The organism is Saccharibacillus brassicae (assembly GCF_006542275.1).
Taxonomy (GTDB): Bacteria; Bacillota; Bacilli; order Paenibacillales; family Paenibacillaceae; genus Saccharibacillus; species Saccharibacillus brassicae.
The window spans coordinates 1,197,091-1,214,337 of the sequence record NZ_CP041217.1 but is presented as its reverse complement, the minus strand read 5'-3'; the positions used below and the strand labels follow the sequence as shown (position 1 = coordinate 1,214,337).

Sequence of the window (17,247 nt, the reverse complement as noted above, 5' to 3'; positions counted from 1 at the left end):
GAAGCCGCATGCATATCGAAATGCAGGGCATTCATAAAGCTTTCGGTACGAACCAGGTATTGAAAGGTGTCGATTTCGAACTCAGGGCAGGCGAAGTGCATGCGCTGATGGGCGAGAACGGCGCGGGCAAGTCCACCTTGATGAATATCTTGGTTGGACTGCACGCGCTGGACGAAGGCCATATTACGGTCGACGGAAAAGAAACGTATTTCGCGAATCCCGGCGAGGCCGAAAAACATGGCATCACGTTTATTCACCAAGAACTGAATATATGGCCGGAAATGACCGTGCTGGAGAATCTGTTTATCGGCCGGGAACTGAACCTGCCGTACGGACTGCTGGATACGCGAAAAATGAAACGCCTTGCCCGTGAGCAGCTTCAGCGCTTGTCCGTCGACCTGCCGCTGAACAAGGAAGCCGGTGCTTGTTCGGTCGGACAGCAGCAGATGATCGAAATCGCCAAAGCGTTGATGACGGAAGCCAAAGTCATCATCATGGACGAGCCGACAGCGGCATTGACCGAACGCGAGATCGTCAAGCTGTTCGAAATCATTCGTTCGCTGAGAGCAGAAGGCGTGTCCGTCGTGTACATTTCGCACCGAATGGAAGAGATCTTCGCGATCTGCGACCGGATCACCGTGATGCGCGACGGCATTACGGTGGATACGAAAGAGATCCCGGCGACGAACTTTGACGAAGTCGTTCGCAAGATGGTCGGACGCGAACTGACCGAGCGTTATCCGAAGCGGAATCCGAAGCCCGGCGACGTCATATTGGAAGTAAAAAACGCGACGCGGCGCGGATTATTCGAAAACATCAGCTTCAACGTCCGGGCCGGGGAAGTCGTCGGCTTTTCGGGTCTGATGGGCGCGGGGCGCACGGAAATCATGCGGGCGATCTTCGGTCTGGACAAGCTTGACAGCGGCCAGATCATACTGCGGGGCAAAAAGATCAATATCCGCCGCCCGGAAGACGCAGTACGGCATGGAATCGGCTTCATTACCGAAGACCGCAAAGACGAAGGTCTTGTGCTCGACTTCTCGATTCGCGAAAACATGGCGCTGCCGAACCTGTTCAGTTTTACGTCCAAAGGCTTTATCTCATCGCGCAAAGAGCGCGAGTTCGTGGATACGCTGATCAAGCGATTGCAGGTCAAAACGCAGTCCGCCGAGACGCCGGCCAGCAGCCTGTCGGGAGGCAACCAACAAAAGGTCGTCATCGCCAAATGGATCGGCATCGGACCGAGTCTGCTCATTCTCGACGAACCGACGCGCGGCGTGGACGTGGGCGCCAAGCGTGAAATCTATCAGTTGATCAACGAGCTGACGGACCGCGGCGTGGCGATCATTATGGTGTCCTCCGAGCTTCCCGAGGTACTGGGCATGAGCGATCGGATCATCGTGGTGCATGAAGGCCATATCGGCGGCGAGCTTGCGGGCAGCGAAGCGACGCAGGAAAACATTATGACTTTAGCGACAGGAGGACAATAAGATGCAAAAATCAGCTTCCGCAGCCGACTCCGGCAAACGTTTCAAATTATCGGAGGTTACGCAAAAACTCGGTCCATTGCTCGGGTTTATCATTTTGGTCGTGATCGTGTCGATATTGAACCCGGCATTTTTGGAACCGCTTAATATTCTGAATCTGTTTCGCCAGGTGGCGATTAACGCGCTGATCGCGTTCGGCATGACCTTCGTCATTTTGACCGGCGGCATCGACCTTTCGGTTGGATCGATCCTGGCCTTATCCAGCGCGTTCGTAGCCAATCTGATGCTGGCCGGCGTCGATCCGATCTTCGCGATTCTGATCGGCTGTATCGCCGGCGCGATCATGGGGGCGGTGAACGGCCTGTTGATCACAAAAGGCAAAATGGCTCCGTTCATCGCGACGCTTGCCACGATGACCGTTTTCCGGGGCTTGACGCTCGTCTACACCAACGGAAATCCGATCACGGGTCTGGGCGACGATCTATCGTTCCAATTGTTCGGCCGCGGTTATTTCTTGGGGATTCCGGTTCCGGCGATCACCATGATGATCGTATTCGCGATCCTCTGGACGATTTTGCATAAAACGGCTTTTGGCCGCAAAACGTACGCGATCGGCGGCAACGAAAAAGCGGCCATCGTATCGGGCATTAAAGTACACCGCGTCAAGATCATGATCTACAGCCTGGCCGGTCTGCTGTCCGCCTTGGCGGGCGCCATCCTGATGTCCCGTCTGAATTCCGCGCAGCCTACGGCCGGACAATCGTACGAACTGGATGCGATCGCGGCGGTCGTGCTGGGCGGAACCAGCCTGACGGGCGGACGCGGATGGATCGTCGGTACGCTGATCGGCGCGCTGATTATCGCTACGCTCAACAACGGTCTGAATCTGCTCGGCGTCTCCTCGTTTTTCCAGATGGTGGTCAAAGGCGTCGTGATCCTGATTGCCGTACTGATCGACCGCAAACGGTCGGCTTAAAACAGAAAGAAGGTGGCCTTATGAAAAAATTAACGACTACGCTCGTCGCTTTACTGGTTGTCTTGATGCTCGCCGGCTGCTCCATGCAGCCGCCGGCATGGGCCAGAACCAATCAGGCATCCGACTCCGGCAAGATCAAAATCGGGTTGTCGATCTCGACCTTGAACAATCCGTTCTTCGTCTCGCTCAAAGACGGCGTGACGGCGGAAGCGCAAAAACTGGGGATCGAAGTGATCGTCGTCGATGCGCAAAACGATTCGGCCAAACAAAGCAATGACGTAGACGACCTGCTTCAGCAGGGCGTGAACGCGCTGCTGGTAAATCCGACCGACTCGGCCGCGATCTCTTCCGCGGTGCAGGCGGCCAACGTGCTGGATATTCCGGTGATCGCGCTCGACCGTTCCGCGGATCAAGGCGACGTGAAGGCCCTTGTCGCCTCCGACAATGCCAAAGGCGGGCAAATGGCGGCCGAGTATCTGGTGCAGCAGCTTGGCAAAGGCGCTAAAGTAATCGAGCTGCAAGGCGTGCCGGGCGCGTCCGCGACCCGTGAACGGGGACGCGGCTTCCACGAGATTGCCGACGTGCAGCTCGACGTGATCGCCAGTCAAGCGGCCGATTTTGACCGCACCAAAGGATTGACCGTCATGGAAAATCTGCTGCAAGGCAATCCGGGCGTACAGGCCGTATTCGCGCATAACGACGAAATGGCGCTCGGCGCGATCGAAGCCATCCAAAGCTCGGGCAAAGATATTCCGGTCGTCGGCTTCGACGGAAACGACGATGCGCTGACCTCGATCCGGAACGGCAAACTGACCGCGACCGTGGCCCAGCAGCCGGATCTGATCGGCCAACTGGCCGTAAACGCCGCGCGGGACGTGCTTCAAGGCAAGGAAGTGGAAGCCTCTATTCCGGCACCTTTGAAGCTCGTGACTACAGAAGATTCGCAGCCTTAAAGCCGAACACGACCTCGCGATCTGCATGAGAGCAGAAAACGAGGTCGTTTTTTTTCATGATACGGATATCTTGAAAGCTAAAATTGAAAGACAACGGCACGTACAAAAGCGCGGAAGAGGTTTAAAAATGGGGAAACTCAGAAAAAGTTGAAAAGCTAAATGCCTTTGAACTGTTTAAAAATGTAAAAAATATGAATCCCCAGATCGTAACTTACATAAAAGACTTGAAGATATTGACGGATAGTCAGATAGAGTCGATAGTGAATCAGGTACCGACCCTCGTAATGGACGAAGTAAGAAAAAGGTTTGTCTCTACTGTTCTAAAGAAGAGGAGAGATCTTATCTTAAAGGAGCTCTAATATGCCGGAAAAACATACTTATCATAAATTACTGCTAGTTTGGAAAAGTCCAAGAAATAAAGCGAATTATGCAGTAGGAACGCTTGAATTAAAGGATGAGCAATATTTCTTTTATTATAACCACGAAATTTACAAACAAGCAGTCAAAGAAGGATTCGTACCTTTTGTGGGCTTGAGCGACGTCGAGACCATTTATCAAAGCAATAAACTTTTTTCTTCATTCGAGAGAAGAATTCCTAATACCGATCGAAATGATTTTAAAAGATTTTTAAAAAGCCACAAAATTAATTCTTCAAACGTTGAATGGGAATACTTGTGCATTACACAAGGACGACTTGCAACTGACCAAATCTCTTTTATTGCGCCTATTATCTATGCATCCACCTCTAATGTTGCTTTACTGAATGTTGATATTGCAGGTTGGTCTCATACTAAAGATGAAGTACAGGATTACCATATCGATGATCCAATCAGCGTGCAGTGGGATGCGTCAAATGAGAAGGATAGAGAAGCTGTAGAAGTCGTGTTGGATTATAGGGAAAAATTGAGACTTGGTTATATTCCAAAACCTTTCAATGCATTCTTTTATAAGGTTCTAAAAGACGGGTTTGATATTCATGCGAGAATCCAAGCCAAAATTCCTGAAGAAAACCGTCCATTGATTTTGGTTGCTTGTGAGATGGATGAGAATTCTTTTGGAAAATTAAAAGAATTGCATTATATGTTTGAGGTTCGGAATTGGATCTGAGATTTGATGCCGCAGAAGCAAGCACCGTCCGCCAAAAACTATTCGGAAGGAACGTGAAGCATGGACGACAAGTTTTTCGAATTTGGGCGCAAGTCGGCTGTGGAACTGATCCGCACCTTGTTCTACGCGGGCACGCTGCCTATTCTGTACGCTTCTTATCGATTTGGGGAGCATTTCGCTTTGGCGCATCCGGTTCTGGGCACGGTTTTTCGGCAGGACGATTTTTATCGGGTAGGCGAGAAATCCGGCTGGATTCTGGGCTTGATGATGGGCGGCGCTGCTTTGATCATTCTGGTCACGCTGTGGAAAGTGATCTGCGAGATGCTGCTGATCGCGCTGAGATATTTCGAGCGGGGAACGGGCGGCGCGATTGCTTCTGACAAGCGGGCACGGAGGAAGAAGCGGCGCAGTCGGCCCTGAGCAGGAGCGGCTTGCTTGGACAGCGGCTCGCTTGGGCGGCGTATCGGTTCATCGGCCGGCGATGGACAAGCTGATGGAGAGGCTGCGCGCCGGGCTCCCTGGCGTAGGCGCCTGCTTGGAAGGTACGGACATGGAACAGGCCGGCTTGTCGATGGACAAGCCGGCCTGTTTGGCGCGTAACGAACCGTATGATCGCTATTTGCCGCTTTTTCGCTTTTTTGAAAATCTAACGAATCGTCATAGTCTTATTGGCCGTGATCCGGTCGGTTTGAGCCGTTTTGGAGCAAATAGCGTGATGACGATTCGTTAGGTCGGAGAAAAGCAGTTTGGGAGGCAAATAGCGGGATGAGGGTTCGTTAGAGTAGGGTTCCCGCCCCCACTTCCACCCCCGCCATCGCTCCGCAAATTCCGCCACCTTGCCTCCTTGCCTCCCTCCCGGCTCCGGCTTATCCGGCGAAATCCAGCTCCGGCTGCAGCCTGCCGCGCAGCGTCCACAGCAGGATGCCGCCGACGGCAAAAGCGACGACGTCCGCGATCACGAGCGACCAGACTACGCCGTGGAAGCCGTATGCGGCGTTCGCGACGAACAGCACGGGAATGAGCGTGACGCCCTGAATGACGGACATGACCAGCGCGGCGGTTCCCTGGCCGGTCGCCTGGAAGATGCCCGTGAACAGGGCGGTCGCTCCCGAGACGAACAGGGACAGGAAAGTGACCCGGAGGATATAGCTGCCCATCTCGATCAGCTGCGGATCGCGGGTGAACCAGCCGATCAGGTGGTCGGACGTCAGATAGACGACGAGGCCGAACAGCGCGGCCAGCAGGGCGATCGCTTTGACGGTGAAGCCGATCGCCTGCTTCATGCGCAGCCGGTTGGCGGTGAACGAGAACGCGATCAGGGGCACGACGCCTTCGCACAGCCCCATCAGGATGAACTCCGGGAACTGCAATAGGCGCGACGAGAGACCGTAAGCCGCGGTCGCCCGGTCGCCGTATTCGATCAGGAAATGATTCAGCAGCAGCGACATGGCTCCCAGAAACACGCTCATGATAAAGACCGGAATACCGATCTTCAGCACATTGCCGACGATTTCCCGCGTCGCTTTGAACCATTTGACGGAGATCGTCAAAAACGGGCTTTTCACTCCCATATGGAACAGGTAGAACACGCATGCGACCAGGTTGGCGACGATCGTGGCGGACGCCACGCCGATAACGCCGGCATGCAGCACGAAGACGGCCAGCGCGTCGAGCGCGATATTCACGACGACGCTCAGGATCATGCCGACCATGGAAGTGACGGCGGCGCCTTCCGAACGCACGATATTTTCAAGGGTAAAACAGAGCACGACGACCGGCGCGCCGATCAGCATGACCGTGACGTAGTCTTTAGTGAAGCCAAAAGAACCGGGCGTCGCGCCCAGGCCGTGCACGATCGGATCGATCAGCGGAAGGCCGACAGCGATCACGATCAGCCCGAGCAGCAGGCTGCCGTAAACGGCGAACGCGGAGACGTGCTTGATCTGGTCGTACTTTTTCTCGCCGAGCAGGCGGGAGATGAACGTACCGGCGCCCATGCCGATCAGGTTGCCCAGTGCCATGATCAGCGCAAATAACGGCAGCGTCAGCGCAAGCGCGGTCAGCATCGCCGTATTATGCAGCGTGCCGAGGAAATAGGCGTTCAGGATCGAATAGATGACGCTCATGGACATGCCGAGCATCATCGGTACGGCAAAGTGCGCAACAGCTTTCGTAATCGGTGCTTTTTCAAAATAATGGAGGTTTTCTGCATCCATGACGATCCCAACTCTCTTCGTGTATTTGGGGGAAATCTAACCGGCGAGAAACAATCTAACGGTGTTAGTTTGTGCCTTACAGTGTTAGATGATATCATGGGGATACAGAGTTGTAAACAACAAACTTACGGTGTTAGATGAAAATGGACGCAGAAAGGCGGAATAGAATGAAAAAGCAGCAGCCGCAAATTTCGGAAAACAAAATTTTGGAAGCTTCCTGGGAGCTTTTGCGCGAGGGAGAGATCGAGAAATTCAGCATGCGCAGACTGGCCGAACGCCTGGGTATTCAGGCGCCGTCCATCTATTGGCATTTTAAAAGCAAACAGGATCTGTACCAGGGCATGGCCAATCAAATTTCCAAAACGATCGTGGACGAATTCGAGCCGGGCGGAGACTGGAAAAAACAGCTGACCGGACTTGCGCTCACGATGCGAAGCGTGCTCGGCCGGTACCCGTGCTCGGCGCAGCTCATGATGATGACGCTGCCGCACGAGCCGGACACGATCCGCTTCACGAACCGGATGCTGCTCTGCGTCGAAGAGACGCCGCTCGCGGAAGAAGAGAAATTCCAGGTCATCCTGACGCTGGCCAATTACGTCTATTATTTCGTGCTGGACAACGATCAGCATCAGCGGAACGTCGCGACGCTTGCGGAAGAAGGCACGCCGGACGCGAAAGGGCAGATCGACGGTCTGCTCGAGACGATGGGCGAGTCGGAAGCGGGGCTGTTTCGCCGGCTGTACAAAAGCGGGATGTTCGAAATCATGGGCACGTCCGGCGCTTTCGACTTCGGGTTGAACTTGATTCTGCTGGGCACCGAGCAGGTGATCGGGGAGCGCAGCGCTGAACCGAAGTGACACGCAGGCATTTTATTCCCAAAAATAGCGCATTTCCCGATAAGTGATGTCCCAGGCTTTTTGCCGACCTTCGATCGTCAGCGTCAGCTCGTGCGCTTGGTCGAAATACCACTTGAACGAGGAAGGTTCATGCGGCTGGTCCTGGTCGGAACTGTAGAAAATTTCATGTCCGTCGACGGAAAGGCTTATACGGCCGCGGAACTCGGATTCATCGGGAATTCCGTACTGCAAAGCGAACCAGAGTTCTTGGCCCGTTAACTTGTACCGATACGTCCGGACTTCCTCGTCGCCGGCATCGTACACGCGGAATTGGGGCGTAATCGTGCGGCCGCCGATTTCGAAAGCGTAAGGCGGCTTTCCGGCCGACGCCTGCCCGTCACTGTCCTGCCACTCGTTCAAAGCGGTCGGCGGACCGGGATGTTGGGTCGACGCTTGGTCGATGCCGCTGCCGATTCCCCACACGACGATCAGCATCGCGGCGATCGACGCGCCTGTCACGAACAAGCGGCGCCAAGCGGTCGGAGCGCGGCTTCCCATCTTGTGTGCCCCGAAGCCGATCGCCGCGCCCAACGTATTTTTGAGCACGTCGTACATATCGAAACTGCCCAAAAAAGTGAGCGCCTGCACGGTCTCCAGCACGAGAATGGACAGCAGGAACCCGATCAGGAACCGAGCGAAAGAAAGCGGGCGAAGCCGCGGAACGAGCAGGCCGGCAGGAATAAACGCGGCGATATTGCCCAAGCTGACGAGGTCCATTAGAGAGGGATGGAGAAGATCGGCAGGGTCCGGAAGCTTGAAGAAATTGCCGGGCGCGAAAATAAACGTATAGCGATCGCCGTTCGCGGCGTCATCGACCCGGCCGAAAGCGAAAAACATGAAATAAAAGATGGCGCACGCATACAGCAGGGCGGCGGTTAACAGAATCTTGCGTTGTGTGGGCATAGGGTTCTCCTTTGGGATGCTTTTTTCCGAATCTCTTTTACAAGACGGACTTTGACCTTTTTTTATAGCAGGGGTCAAAGTCCGTTTTCCGAAAAAAAGCCGGAGGCGTCTAACCCAACACATGCCGGATATAGGCCTGCGCGCTGCGTTCCACTTCGTCGTCGCTCGCCTGAAACGAAGCGCCGAACAGCGCGAAGCCGGGCAGTTCGACCGCGCCGACGTGGCGAAGACTCGCTTTGAACGGGGCCAGAATCTCGTCGACCGTAAACGCAACGCCGCCGCTTGGCGAATAGTTCAGCCGCTTGTCGCCGATCGAAATCGCGGTGCCGAATCTTTTGCCCCGAAGCCGGTCGCCGCCCGATCCGTAAGCCCAGCCGTGCGCGAACACGTCGTCGAACCATTTTTTCAAAAGCGGAGGATAGCTGTACCAATACAGCGGAAATTGCAAAATGACGCGGTCGTGCCGCTCCAGGCGCTCCTGTTCCCGGCGAACGTCGATCTGTCCGTAGGGATATTCGGCATACAGGTCGTGCACTTCGATCTGCCGGGGATGAAGCAGAAGTTCCTGCTGCCAGCGTCGGTTGACGCGGGAAGATTCCAGATTCGGGTGAGCCAAAATAACGAGTGTACGGGGCATGATTGATTCTCCTTTTGCGTGCTTTTGTAGGGATCGCAGAGCTTGCGTCCAACGATCTCCGGCTTATTATGCACCGAATGGCTTCCCGCGCAAATACGCACAACGAAGTAAGAAGCTTACCTGGAAGTGCGTACTTTACGCGGACAAATTCTTGTGTCAAAATAGGCTTTTAGCACGTGAGCCGTCACCGAAACGGAAAGGAAAGTAATCATGAAAACCTATAACCAGGGCATCGAAGCCACGCTTGAGATCATCGGAGGCAAATGGAAAGCGCTGCTGATTTGTCTGCTGATGACCGGCGTGAAGCGAACAGGCGAGCTGCGCCGCGGCATTCCGGGCATCTCGGAAAAAGTGTTGATTCAACAGCTGCGCGAGTTGGAGCAGGACGGGCTGGTCGAGCGCAAAGCCTATGAGCAGATGCCGCCCCGGGTAGAATACAGATTGACGGAATACGGCGTGACCGCCAACCGCATCGTCGAAGTGATGTGTGCATGGGGAACGGACAATATTCGTATGCGGCAGCTTAGGGGAGAAGACATCGAATTGGCGGATACCGATTAAGCGCAAGCCGCCCCGGCCCGGCGATTGACGCAGCGCACTTGACTTAGAGTGAACTCCAAGGTGTAGAGTGAACGAAGCAACGTTCGGAGACAGCCAAACGAAAAGGAGAGATTCACTATGGAACAGCTGTATGTGCAGACGCCGCAGCACAAATTGAACTCGGGCTTCGGCCTGCGAAGCACGGCGGAAGAAGTGCTGCGCGGGATCGACCTGTCGGGCCGACTGGCGCTCGTCACGGGCGGCTATTCGGGTCTCGGCCTGGAGACGACCCAAGCGCTCGTACGCGCCGGTGCGCGGGTCATCGTGCCGGCCCGCCGGCCGGAAGCCGCCCGGGAAGCGCTGGAAGGCGTCGAGAACGTGGAAGTGGACCGCCTCGATCTGTCCGATCTGGACAGCGTCGAAGCTTTTGCGGACCGCATGCTGGCAGACGGCCGCAGTATCGATCTGGCGATCTTGAACGCCGGCGTGATGGCGAGTCCGGAGAAGCGGGTCGGTCCGGGGTGGGAGCTGCAGTTCGCGACCAATCATCTGGGCCATTTCGCGCTGATCAACCGGCTGTGGCCGCTGCTGACGGCAGGCGAAGGCGCGCGGGTCGTGGCGACCTCGTCGACCGGCCATCATTTCTCGCCGATTCGCTGGGACAACGTGAACTTCGAAGGCAATTACCACAAGTTCGAAGCGTACGGCCAATCCAAAACGGCCAATTCGCTGTTCGCGGTCGAGCTGGACCGGCGCGGCGCGCGGCAGGGCGTGCGCGCGTTTGCGGCCCATCCGGGCGGTATCCTGACGCCGCTTCAGCGTCACCTCAGCCGGGAAGAGATGGTCGCGCTGCAATGGGTCGACGAAGACGGCAACGGCATCAATCCGGGCTTCAAAACGCCGGAACAAGGCGCGGCGACCCAAGTCTGGGCCGCCACGTCGCCGCAGCTCGAAGGCAAAGGCGGCGTCTACTGCGAAGACTGCGATATTGCCGAACCGGTGCCGGCGAGCGGCGAGCGCGTCGGCGTGAAAGCGTACGCGGTCGATCCGCAGGAAGCGGAGCGGTTGTGGGAGCTGTCCGTGAAGCTGACCGGAGTCAGCGGCGCGTAACGGTTATAGGGGGCGAAATGGCGCAGCTAGCGGCCACCTTGGCGAGACCGCGTAAAGGCCGCAGCGGCCGCCTTGGCGCAGCGGCGTAAAAGCGCAGCCGCCGCAATCGCGCAGCGCAGCCGCGCCGCAGAACGAACACGAAAAACGCCGTCCCGGCAAGGGACGGCGTTTTTTGTCGTGCGGCAGGCGATGTGCGGGCGAAGCGCCCCGCCTGCCGCAGAGATCAGGCTCCGGGCAAAATTTCGCCCGTATTTACGGTCAGGCTGGCCGGGGCCGCGTAATTGCCGGCGTCTTTGCCGCTCAGCGTGTAAACGACGGTGACCACTTTGCCGGTTCCGACCTGCGGATCGGCGTAAGTGGCGGACGCTTGGACGAATACTTCGTCGCCGGCGACCACGTTCGTCAACGTGCCCGGCGCGACGGCGGCCGTCAGCGTGCCGTCATACGGCTTGGCCGTCAAGACGGGCGCGGTAATCGTTAACGGCCGCGCGGTAATGGCGCCCGAATCGAGAACGAAAGAAGCCGGGGAATCATAGTTGGGACCATCCACGCCGCTCACCGTGTACGAGACGGTGAGCGTTTTGCCGGTTCCGACCTGCGCATCGGCATAGGTGCCCTGCCCTACCACGGTCGCGTCGTCGCCCGGATAGATACCGGCTCCGCCCGGCACGCCTGCGCGGGACCCGGCCCAGACGTCGGTCAACGGGCTGCCGTCGTACATTTTGGCCGTGGCGATCACGTCGAGGATCGTGCCCATGTCCGGGTGCGATTGGACGTAGACGACATAGCCGGTGTCCGCAGCGGGCGCGGCGTAGTTGGCCGCGTCGGCTCCCGCCAGGTTGTACACGATTGCAAGCGGTCTTGCCTTGCCGACGGCGGAAAGATCGTAGAGCGCTTCCGCGCTCACGGTGACCGTCTCTCCCGCAACCGTTCCGGCCAGAGCGCCGGCCGTCACCCGGATCTCCGAATTACTGGCGGAAGACTCGACGACCGACACATTCGGCTTGTCGATCTTCAGCGGGGCGGGAGCGATGATGCCTTTGTCGGTGCGATAAGGCACCGGCGCGGCGTAATGCCCCGCATCGGCTCCGCTTAACGCGTAGGTCACCGTGACCGTTTTGCCGGCGCCGACCGAAGCGTCGTCGTAAGCGGCCGAAGCGGTAACGGTGACCGCTTCGGTTCCGATGACGCCGATCAACGCGCCGACCGTTACGGACGCCGAAGCCGTGCCGTCATAGCTTTTGGGCGCGCTCAGACCTGTCGGCATCGCGACGGCCAACTGCTTTTGGCCGAGGGTGATCTCGCCGGAAGCCGCCGAGACGTTGCCGGAAGCGTCCACGGCGTATACGGCGTATCGGCCGAGGGCCAAGCTTCCGGTCGGAAGGCTCGCGTTTGTACCGGCGGCTGCGGACGTTTTCACGCCGAGCCGGGCTTCGACGGCTTCGTTCAGGTTCGCGAGCGAAGCCGTTGTCGTCACGGGAACGAGGTATAACGTCCCTGTCTCGCTGCTGACGGCCTGCACGTTATCCCCGAGCGGGAGAAGTCCCGTCTTGACGCCGGACAGCGCAGGAGCCGTTCGGTCGATAACGGACGGCGTCGAAGGCGTCGAAGGCGTTGAAGGCGACGACGGGAAAGTCGGTTCGGGCAAGATCGGCGGCGCAGGGTTCGGGTTCGGCACGGAAGGAATCGGAGCCGGAGGCAGGGGCGGAGCCGTCGGCGTCGGAGGCACGGCGGGGATCGTCGGGCCGGGAGGCGTGGTCGGCGAATCGGCCAGGCTTTCTTTTACGACAACGGAGCGGTACAAGACGACGACCGCTTCCGCGCGTGTCAGAGGCTGACGGGGCTTGAATCCGTTCGCCGCGGTATAGCCGCGGATGATGCCGTTGGCGACGACCGTGGCGACGGAGTCTCGGGCCCAGGCGTCGATCGAACCGGCGTCGGCCAAGCCGATAGGCGGACTGTCCGCGTCTTCGAGCTTCAACAGCCGGGTGACGACCACCGCGGCTTCCTGCCGGCTGATCGGTCTGTTCGCGCCGAACGTGCCGTTCGAATAGCCGGTGACGTAACCCGCTTTGACCGCTTTGGCCACTTCTTCATGTATCCAGCCGGAAGCGGGAATGTCGCGGAAAGCGATCGGCGTCGTTTCGGTAAACCCGTACGAACGGTTGATCAGGGCGACGAACTCGGCGCGGGAAATCGTATTGTCCGGCTTGAAGCTGCCGTCGTCGTACCCGGTGACGTATCCCCGGTCGATCCAATCGGAAATTTGGCTTTCTGCCCAGGTGCCTTGAATGTCCGTTTTGGAAACCTGGGCGGCGCCTCGGGCGTGCGGAATCGATGCGGTGAGCAAAATAGCGAGGAGCGAGGTGGATACGAGGGTTTTCATGCGAATCATGGGCGTGTGCCTCCTTGTCGGTCATCGTTCTTTTTGAGCCAATGCTTGCCGGCCGATGCCGTCTACGAACCCCTCTCAAAAAGATTTACCGTACGCGCCCGATGTCAAAAGTCTGTGATTTCCCTGTTAATAGGCTCTCTTACTATAGCATTACAGTGCCTTAACGCAATAGAGGGCTAAATCGATGTTACAGCGAAAAATAGGGTCTAAAAAAATAAAAATATCGCTTAATCTCTTGCCTGCTTCTTCCGATATCTATAAAGCGGTACGTACAAGTGCGCGATTAAGAAATGCCGTTTACCGACAGCGTTCTACATCAATGGACGGCACCGCTATTATGCACGACGAAAAGGACGGGGTCGGAATGGATCGTAAAGATGTTATCCTCTGGAAACGCAACAAATTAGTGAGCTACATGATGTGGGCGATTCTCTCGATCAGCGCGACGCTGGCAATTATCGTGCCGGAATTTGTGACGGTTGTCCTGCTCTCGATGATTCTGCCGATCGGGATTACGCTGGCCAACATTTTCAAAAAAGGGATTCGGATCATTCCGTGGGTCGCGACCGTATGGGTCGTCCTGAGCGCAATCGTGATCAGTCTGGATCAGATCAGCATCATTCAGGGCATCCTGGTCCTGCTGCCGCTGCTGCTGTATCCGAACGTGAAGCACTACAATATTTCGTTCGGCATCGTGCTTGCGTATTACATCGTGCACATGCTGCTCAAGCCCGCGGCCGATACGACGGTGCTGTTCAACGACCTCGTCAACCTGAGCATGTTCACCGTGGCCGGTATCATTCTGATCACGCTGTCGAACGTCAACAAGAAGCTGTTCCTGAGCAGCGAGAAGCGCCGGGAAGAAGTGGAGAAATCGCAGGTTCGCGTCGAGTCCATGCTGAACCGCGTACGCGAATCGGTGGAAGGGCTGACCGAATACACGGAAGAGTTGAAACGTAAAGTCAACGACACCGTTTCGGTCTCCGACGAGATCACGCTCGGCTTCGGCGAAGTGGCGCGCGGCGTCGAACTGCAGGCGGCCAACGTCGCGGAAATCTCCGAATCGCTTGCGATGACGGACGGGCATATCCAGGACGTCGCTTCATATTCGCAGCAGATGAAAGGCATCTCCTCGGATATGGCGGGCAGCACGGAAATCGGCAGTTCCAAGATGGACCTGCTCAACACGCAGATGGACGATCTGTACGAGGCGATGAAGACGGCAGCCGCCGACATGCAGAACTTCAACAAGGAAAGCGAGTCGATGACCGAGATCCTGAACGGCATCTCGGACATTGCCCGGCAGACGAACCTGCTGGCGCTCAACGCCGCGATCGAAGCGGCGCGCGCGGGCGAACACGGCAAAGGCTTCGCTGTCGTGTCCGACGAAGTGCGCAAGCTGGCCGAGCACTCGGGCAAATCGGCGACGGACATCGCTTCGATCCTGGCCAAACTGCAGGGCCGCACGCGCGAGCTGACCGATCGGTTCGACCGGATGCAGCTTTCGCTCGAAGAAGGCCGCGAAGTGGTGCATACGGCGGAAGAAGCGTTCCGGACGATCAACGACAGTTCGCGGGAAGTGCTGCTGCAGGCTTCGAACATGCAGAGCAGCTCCGTAATCATGAGAGATTCGTCCAGCCGCGTCGTGGGCGAAGTGACGGAAATTTCGAGTCTGACCGAGCAGTCCAGCGCCGCTTCGGAAGAAATTTTGGCGGGCATGGAAGAGCAGCGGAACCTGACGCGCCAGATGGTAGCCAGCTTCCGGGAACTGGAAGGGCTGATCGTCGGCCTGAACGAACTGGTCGCGGATTCGCACGACGAAGCTCCGGCCGATCTGCCGCTTGTCGGGGCTCCGTCCGCGCGCACCCGCCTCTCCGGCGAACAGATGCCGGCTTAATCACACCGATTGTTCGAAAGCCCGCGATTGAAGCGGGCTTTTTTTCTTTTTCGGGCAACCTTAAGGACTCCGCCAGCGTTAACAAAAAGAGGCGCCGGGAAGCAGGGGAAAACGGATTCGGCAGCGTCTATTTCCGGCAGCGTTTCGTCGCGGCCCAACTTGAACGACAAAGGAGAATTTTATTATGCGCAAAACGAAGAAAACCAACACAATGAGGCACGCCTCGATCCGGCTGTCCGCCGCCATGCTGATCGCTTTATCGCTGGCCGGCGCGGCGTCGGCGTATCCGACCGGTACCGCTGTGCATGCCGCCGCAGCCAAGCAGTCGCTGACGCTCGCGGGCGGAGCGACTTATTACGGACAAGCCGAGAACGGGCTGCCCGACGGACGCGGCACGATTCGCTGGCCGGGCAGCAAGACCTACTCCGGCAGCTTCGAACAAGGCAAACGTTCGGGGATGGGCAAATACATCAACGCCTACACGGACGCCGACACGGGATTCCGGCACAAAATCGTCTATACGGGAACGTGGGCCAACGATCGGATGAACGGCGAAGGTACATGGACGCATAAGCGGATGGAAGCAAGCGGCCGCGTAATCCTGAACGAGATCCGCACCGGCGTTTTCCGCGATAACGCGTGGTCTGCGGGCTACGAAGCCATACATGCCGAAGCCGATCCGGAATACGGATATACCTATAAGGATCAAGGAATGCGCCTTAACGTGCTGGCCGGCGGCGGGAACCTGCTTGCATCCTGGAAAAAAGGGGAATTGTTCGGCGTCGCGTATCAAAAAGGAGCGGTATCGCGCGGCTATTCCATTTTCCCGGAAGAATCGGCGGCCAAAGAACGCGAACGCCAGGCGTCGATCCGGTATTTGAAAAGTATCGCGAGTCAGGTGGCGCCGCATCTGCAAAAGTTCGAACAGTTGTCCAGGCAGCTTCCGCTGAAGTGAATCTGTTCCGTCAAAAGGAGAGCACGCCATGATCTATACAGCCCTGCTGCGCGGAATCAACGTAGGCGGCCACAACAAAGTGAACATGAAAGAGCTGCAGGCCGCGTTCGAGTCGGCGGGCATGCGGCGCGTCAAGACGTATATCAATTCCGGCAATATCGTGTTCGCCGATACCGAGCGGCCGCAGGCGGAATTGGGACCGCTGCTGGAAGCGGTGATCGAATCCGTCTTCGGGCTGCGCATCCGCGTGCTGATCCGCAGTCTGGAAGAGATGCAGGCGATCTTCGACGTATTGCCCGAGACGTGGAGCAACGGCGGCGAGATGAAAAGCGACGTGTTTTTTCTCTGGGACGAGGTTGACGAGGACTCGCTTCCGGCGACTCTGCCGCTTACGCCGGGCGTAGGGGAGGTGCGGTTCGCCCCGCGCGCGGTGCTGTTCGCGGTCGACCGGGCCGAAGCCGGGCGCAGCGGCATGAACAAGCTGGTCGGCTCCGCCCTGTACGCGCGGATGACGGTGCGCAACGTCAATACGACGCGGCAGCTCATGAAATTGATGCGCGAGTTGGAGCAGGCGGAAGCGGGGCAGCCGTAAGGCGAACAACGTTCCGCGCGTCCGGGATCGGCCGCAATAGGGAGCATTCGGCCGCACTTGTACGGACGGGCAGGCTGAACGTTTCTCTGCGCGGGTCAGAAGTTCTCGGCCTGCGTCAGCCCGGCAGAGCCGCGTTGGTTCGGCTTCCCCTTTCCCGTATAATGATAAACGTTACGTCGGATGAGATGTTCAGGCATTCATGCGGCGTCGGAAATCCAAGCGCGAAAGGATGAAGATCAATGAGTTATACGGAAGTATTGGAACGCAAAAGCGAGATTCTGAAAAAGACCATGGAGAACTGGATTTTGAAAGAGAACCGCGACGGACTGAACCGTCAAGAAGCGTACATTTACCGGAATATGCTCAAAGAACTTCATCAGAACGAACAGGAACTCGGCACGGCGCGCGACGAAGAAGCCGGCAGACAGGCCGATATTCCCGCGGTCGCAGCCCGCAGCTAACCCGGACCCGGCAGGGCAGCAAGCTGATTAATACGGCCTTGTCTTCGGAAAAAAGCAAAGGAAAGACCGTCCGAACTTCGCGTTTCGCGAAGCTCGGACGGTCTTTTTTGTGGCGATCCGGC

At 57.3% G+C, this 17,247-nt stretch carries 17 protein-coding genes; 13 read left to right on the top strand and 4 right to left on the bottom strand.

Going from position 1 to position 17,247, the window contains the following annotated elements; all coding sequences use genetic code 11:
* The first annotated feature begins 8 nt into the window (after nt 1–8).
* From FFV09_RS04925 to FFV09_RS04900, 6 genes are all read left to right on the top strand, one after another.
* A complete protein-coding gene (locus tag FFV09_RS04925) occupies nt 9–1,490 on the top strand; it encodes a sugar ABC transporter ATP-binding protein (protein ID WP_141446645.1) in 1,482 nt (493 codons plus the stop codon).
* A 1-nt stretch (nt 1,491) separates the two neighbouring features.
* Complete coding sequence (rbsC, locus tag FFV09_RS04920; RefSeq protein ID WP_141446644.1) at nt 1,492–2,463, top strand: ribose ABC transporter permease RbsC; 972 nt, start codon at nt 1,492–1,494, stop codon at nt 2,461–2,463.
* Between the two features lie 20 nt (nt 2,464–2,483).
* Nucleotides 2,484–3,416: a ribose ABC transporter substrate-binding protein RbsB gene (rbsB, locus tag FFV09_RS04915; protein ID WP_141446643.1), complete on the top strand. Its 933-nt coding sequence runs from the start codon at nt 2,484–2,486 to the stop codon at nt 3,414–3,416.
* A 360-nt stretch (nt 3,417–3,776) separates the two neighbouring features.
* The gene (locus tag FFV09_RS04910; protein WP_141446642.1) at nt 3,777–4,523 is read left to right on the top strand and encodes an HIRAN domain-containing protein; all 747 of its coding nucleotides are present in this window, start codon (nt 3,777–3,779) and stop codon (nt 4,521–4,523) included.
* A 60-nt stretch (nt 4,524–4,583) separates the two neighbouring features.
* A complete protein-coding gene (locus FFV09_RS04905) occupies nt 4,584–4,943 on the top strand; it encodes a hypothetical protein (protein WP_141446641.1) in 360 nt (119 codons plus the stop codon).
* Nucleotides 4,944–5,073: 130 nt separating this feature from the next.
* A complete protein-coding gene (locus FFV09_RS04900; protein WP_141446640.1) occupies nt 5,074–5,253 on the top strand; it encodes a hypothetical protein in 180 nt (59 codons plus the stop codon).
* A 136-nt stretch (nt 5,254–5,389) separates the two neighbouring features.
* Here FFV09_RS04900 and FFV09_RS04895 read toward each other — a convergent pair whose 3' ends face one another.
* Nucleotides 5,390–6,739, bottom strand: coding sequence for an MATE family efflux transporter (locus FFV09_RS04895; protein WP_141446639.1), 1,350 nt, complete (start codon nt 6,737–6,739; stop codon nt 5,390–5,392).
* Nucleotides 6,740–6,906: 167 nt separating this feature from the next.
* Between FFV09_RS04895 and FFV09_RS04890 the strand changes: the two genes are divergently transcribed.
* Nucleotides 6,907–7,596, top strand: coding sequence for a TetR/AcrR family transcriptional regulator (locus FFV09_RS04890; RefSeq protein ID WP_141446638.1), 690 nt, complete (start codon nt 6,907–6,909; stop codon nt 7,594–7,596).
* A gap of 12 nt (nt 7,597–7,608) precedes the next feature.
* On the opposite strand, the gene FFV09_RS04885 is transcribed toward FFV09_RS04890, so the two are convergent.
* Nucleotides 7,609–8,538, bottom strand: a complete 930-nt coding sequence (locus FFV09_RS04885; RefSeq protein ID WP_141446637.1) for a VanZ family protein — start codon at nt 8,536–8,538, stop codon at nt 7,609–7,611.
* Nucleotides 8,539–8,647: 109 nt separating this feature from the next.
* Nucleotides 8,648–9,175, bottom strand: a complete 528-nt coding sequence (locus FFV09_RS04880; protein ID WP_141446636.1) for an NAD(P)H-dependent oxidoreductase — start codon at nt 9,173–9,175, stop codon at nt 8,648–8,650.
* A 207-nt stretch (nt 9,176–9,382) separates the two neighbouring features.
* Here FFV09_RS04880 and FFV09_RS04875 point away from each other — a divergent pair, with 207 nt between their 5' ends.
* On the top strand, nt 9,383–9,736 hold the full coding sequence (locus tag FFV09_RS04875) for a winged helix-turn-helix transcriptional regulator (protein WP_425472304.1): 354 nt from the start codon (nt 9,383–9,385) through the stop codon (nt 9,734–9,736).
* Nucleotides 9,737–9,853: 117 nt separating this feature from the next.
* Complete coding sequence (locus tag FFV09_RS04870) at nt 9,854–10,825, top strand: SDR family NAD(P)-dependent oxidoreductase (RefSeq protein WP_141446634.1); 972 nt, start codon at nt 9,854–9,856, stop codon at nt 10,823–10,825.
* Between the two features lie 223 nt (nt 10,826–11,048).
* On the opposite strand, the gene FFV09_RS04865 is transcribed toward FFV09_RS04870, so the two are convergent.
* On the bottom strand, nt 11,049–13,220 hold the full coding sequence (locus FFV09_RS04865) for a YDG domain-containing protein (RefSeq protein WP_141446633.1): 2,172 nt from the start codon (nt 13,218–13,220) through the stop codon (nt 11,049–11,051).
* Nucleotides 13,221–13,584: 364 nt separating this feature from the next.
* Here FFV09_RS04865 and FFV09_RS04860 point away from each other — a divergent pair, with 364 nt between their 5' ends.
* The 4 genes from FFV09_RS04860 to FFV09_RS04845 all read left to right on the top strand — a co-directional run bounded on the left by FFV09_RS04860 (nt 13,585) and on the right by FFV09_RS04845 (nt 17,125).
* A complete protein-coding gene (locus FFV09_RS04860; RefSeq protein ID WP_170314941.1) occupies nt 13,585–15,117 on the top strand; it encodes a methyl-accepting chemotaxis protein in 1,533 nt (510 codons plus the stop codon).
* Nucleotides 15,118–15,301: 184 nt separating this feature from the next.
* A complete protein-coding gene (locus FFV09_RS04855) occupies nt 15,302–16,072 on the top strand; it encodes an MORN repeat-containing protein (protein ID WP_246098476.1) in 771 nt (256 codons plus the stop codon).
* 28 nt (nt 16,073–16,100) lie between these two features.
* Nucleotides 16,101–16,664, top strand: coding sequence for a DUF1697 domain-containing protein (locus tag FFV09_RS04850; RefSeq protein WP_141446631.1), 564 nt, complete (start codon nt 16,101–16,103; stop codon nt 16,662–16,664).
* 239 nt (nt 16,665–16,903) lie between these two features.
* Nucleotides 16,904–17,125 carry a hypothetical protein gene (locus tag FFV09_RS04845; RefSeq protein WP_141446630.1) on the top strand — a complete coding sequence of 74 codons (222 nt, stop codon included), beginning with the start codon at nt 16,904–16,906 and terminating at the stop codon, nt 17,123–17,125.
* Nucleotides 17,126–17,247 lie beyond the last annotated feature (122 nt).

What these genes read in the sequence shown, in the direction of transcription:
- FFV09_RS04870 (WP_141446634.1), top strand. Translation starts at nt 9,854, where the DNA reads ATGGAACAGCTGTATGTGCAGACGCCGCAGCACAAATTGAACTCGGGC.
- FFV09_RS04880 (WP_141446636.1), bottom strand. Translation starts at nt 9,175, where the DNA reads ATGCCCCGTACACTCGTTATTTTGGCTCACCCGAATCTGGAATCTTCC.
- rbsC (WP_141446644.1), top strand. Translation starts at nt 1,492, where the DNA reads ATGCAAAAATCAGCTTCCGCAGCCGACTCCGGCAAACGTTTCAAATTA.
- FFV09_RS04895 (WP_141446639.1), bottom strand. Translation starts at nt 6,739, where the DNA reads ATGGATGCAGAAAACCTCCATTATTTTGAAAAAGCACCGATTACGAAA.
- FFV09_RS04905 (WP_141446641.1), top strand. Translation starts at nt 4,584, where the DNA reads ATGGACGACAAGTTTTTCGAATTTGGGCGCAAGTCGGCTGTGGAACTG.
- rbsB (WP_141446643.1), top strand. Translation starts at nt 2,484, where the DNA reads ATGAAAAAATTAACGACTACGCTCGTCGCTTTACTGGTTGTCTTGATG.
- FFV09_RS04855 (WP_246098476.1), top strand. Translation starts at nt 15,302, where the DNA reads ATGCGCAAAACGAAGAAAACCAACACAATGAGGCACGCCTCGATCCGG.
- FFV09_RS04850 (WP_141446631.1), top strand. Translation starts at nt 16,101, where the DNA reads ATGATCTATACAGCCCTGCTGCGCGGAATCAACGTAGGCGGCCACAAC.
- FFV09_RS04925 (WP_141446645.1), top strand. Translation starts at nt 9, where the DNA reads ATGCATATCGAAATGCAGGGCATTCATAAAGCTTTCGGTACGAACCAG.
- FFV09_RS04865 (WP_141446633.1), bottom strand. Translation starts at nt 13,220, where the DNA reads ATGATTCGCATGAAAACCCTCGTATCCACCTCGCTCCTCGCTATTTTG.
- FFV09_RS04860 (WP_170314941.1), top strand. Translation starts at nt 13,585, where the DNA reads ATGGATCGTAAAGATGTTATCCTCTGGAAACGCAACAAATTAGTGAGC.
- FFV09_RS04885 (WP_141446637.1), bottom strand. Translation starts at nt 8,538, where the DNA reads ATGCCCACACAACGCAAGATTCTGTTAACCGCCGCCCTGCTGTATGCG.
- FFV09_RS04900 (WP_141446640.1), top strand. Translation starts at nt 5,074, where the DNA reads ATGGAACAGGCCGGCTTGTCGATGGACAAGCCGGCCTGTTTGGCGCGT.
- FFV09_RS04845 (WP_141446630.1), top strand. Translation starts at nt 16,904, where the DNA reads ATGAGTTATACGGAAGTATTGGAACGCAAAAGCGAGATTCTGAAAAAG.
- FFV09_RS04910 (WP_141446642.1), top strand. Translation starts at nt 3,777, where the DNA reads ATGCCGGAAAAACATACTTATCATAAATTACTGCTAGTTTGGAAAAGT.
- FFV09_RS04890 (WP_141446638.1), top strand. Translation starts at nt 6,907, where the DNA reads ATGAAAAAGCAGCAGCCGCAAATTTCGGAAAACAAAATTTTGGAAGCT.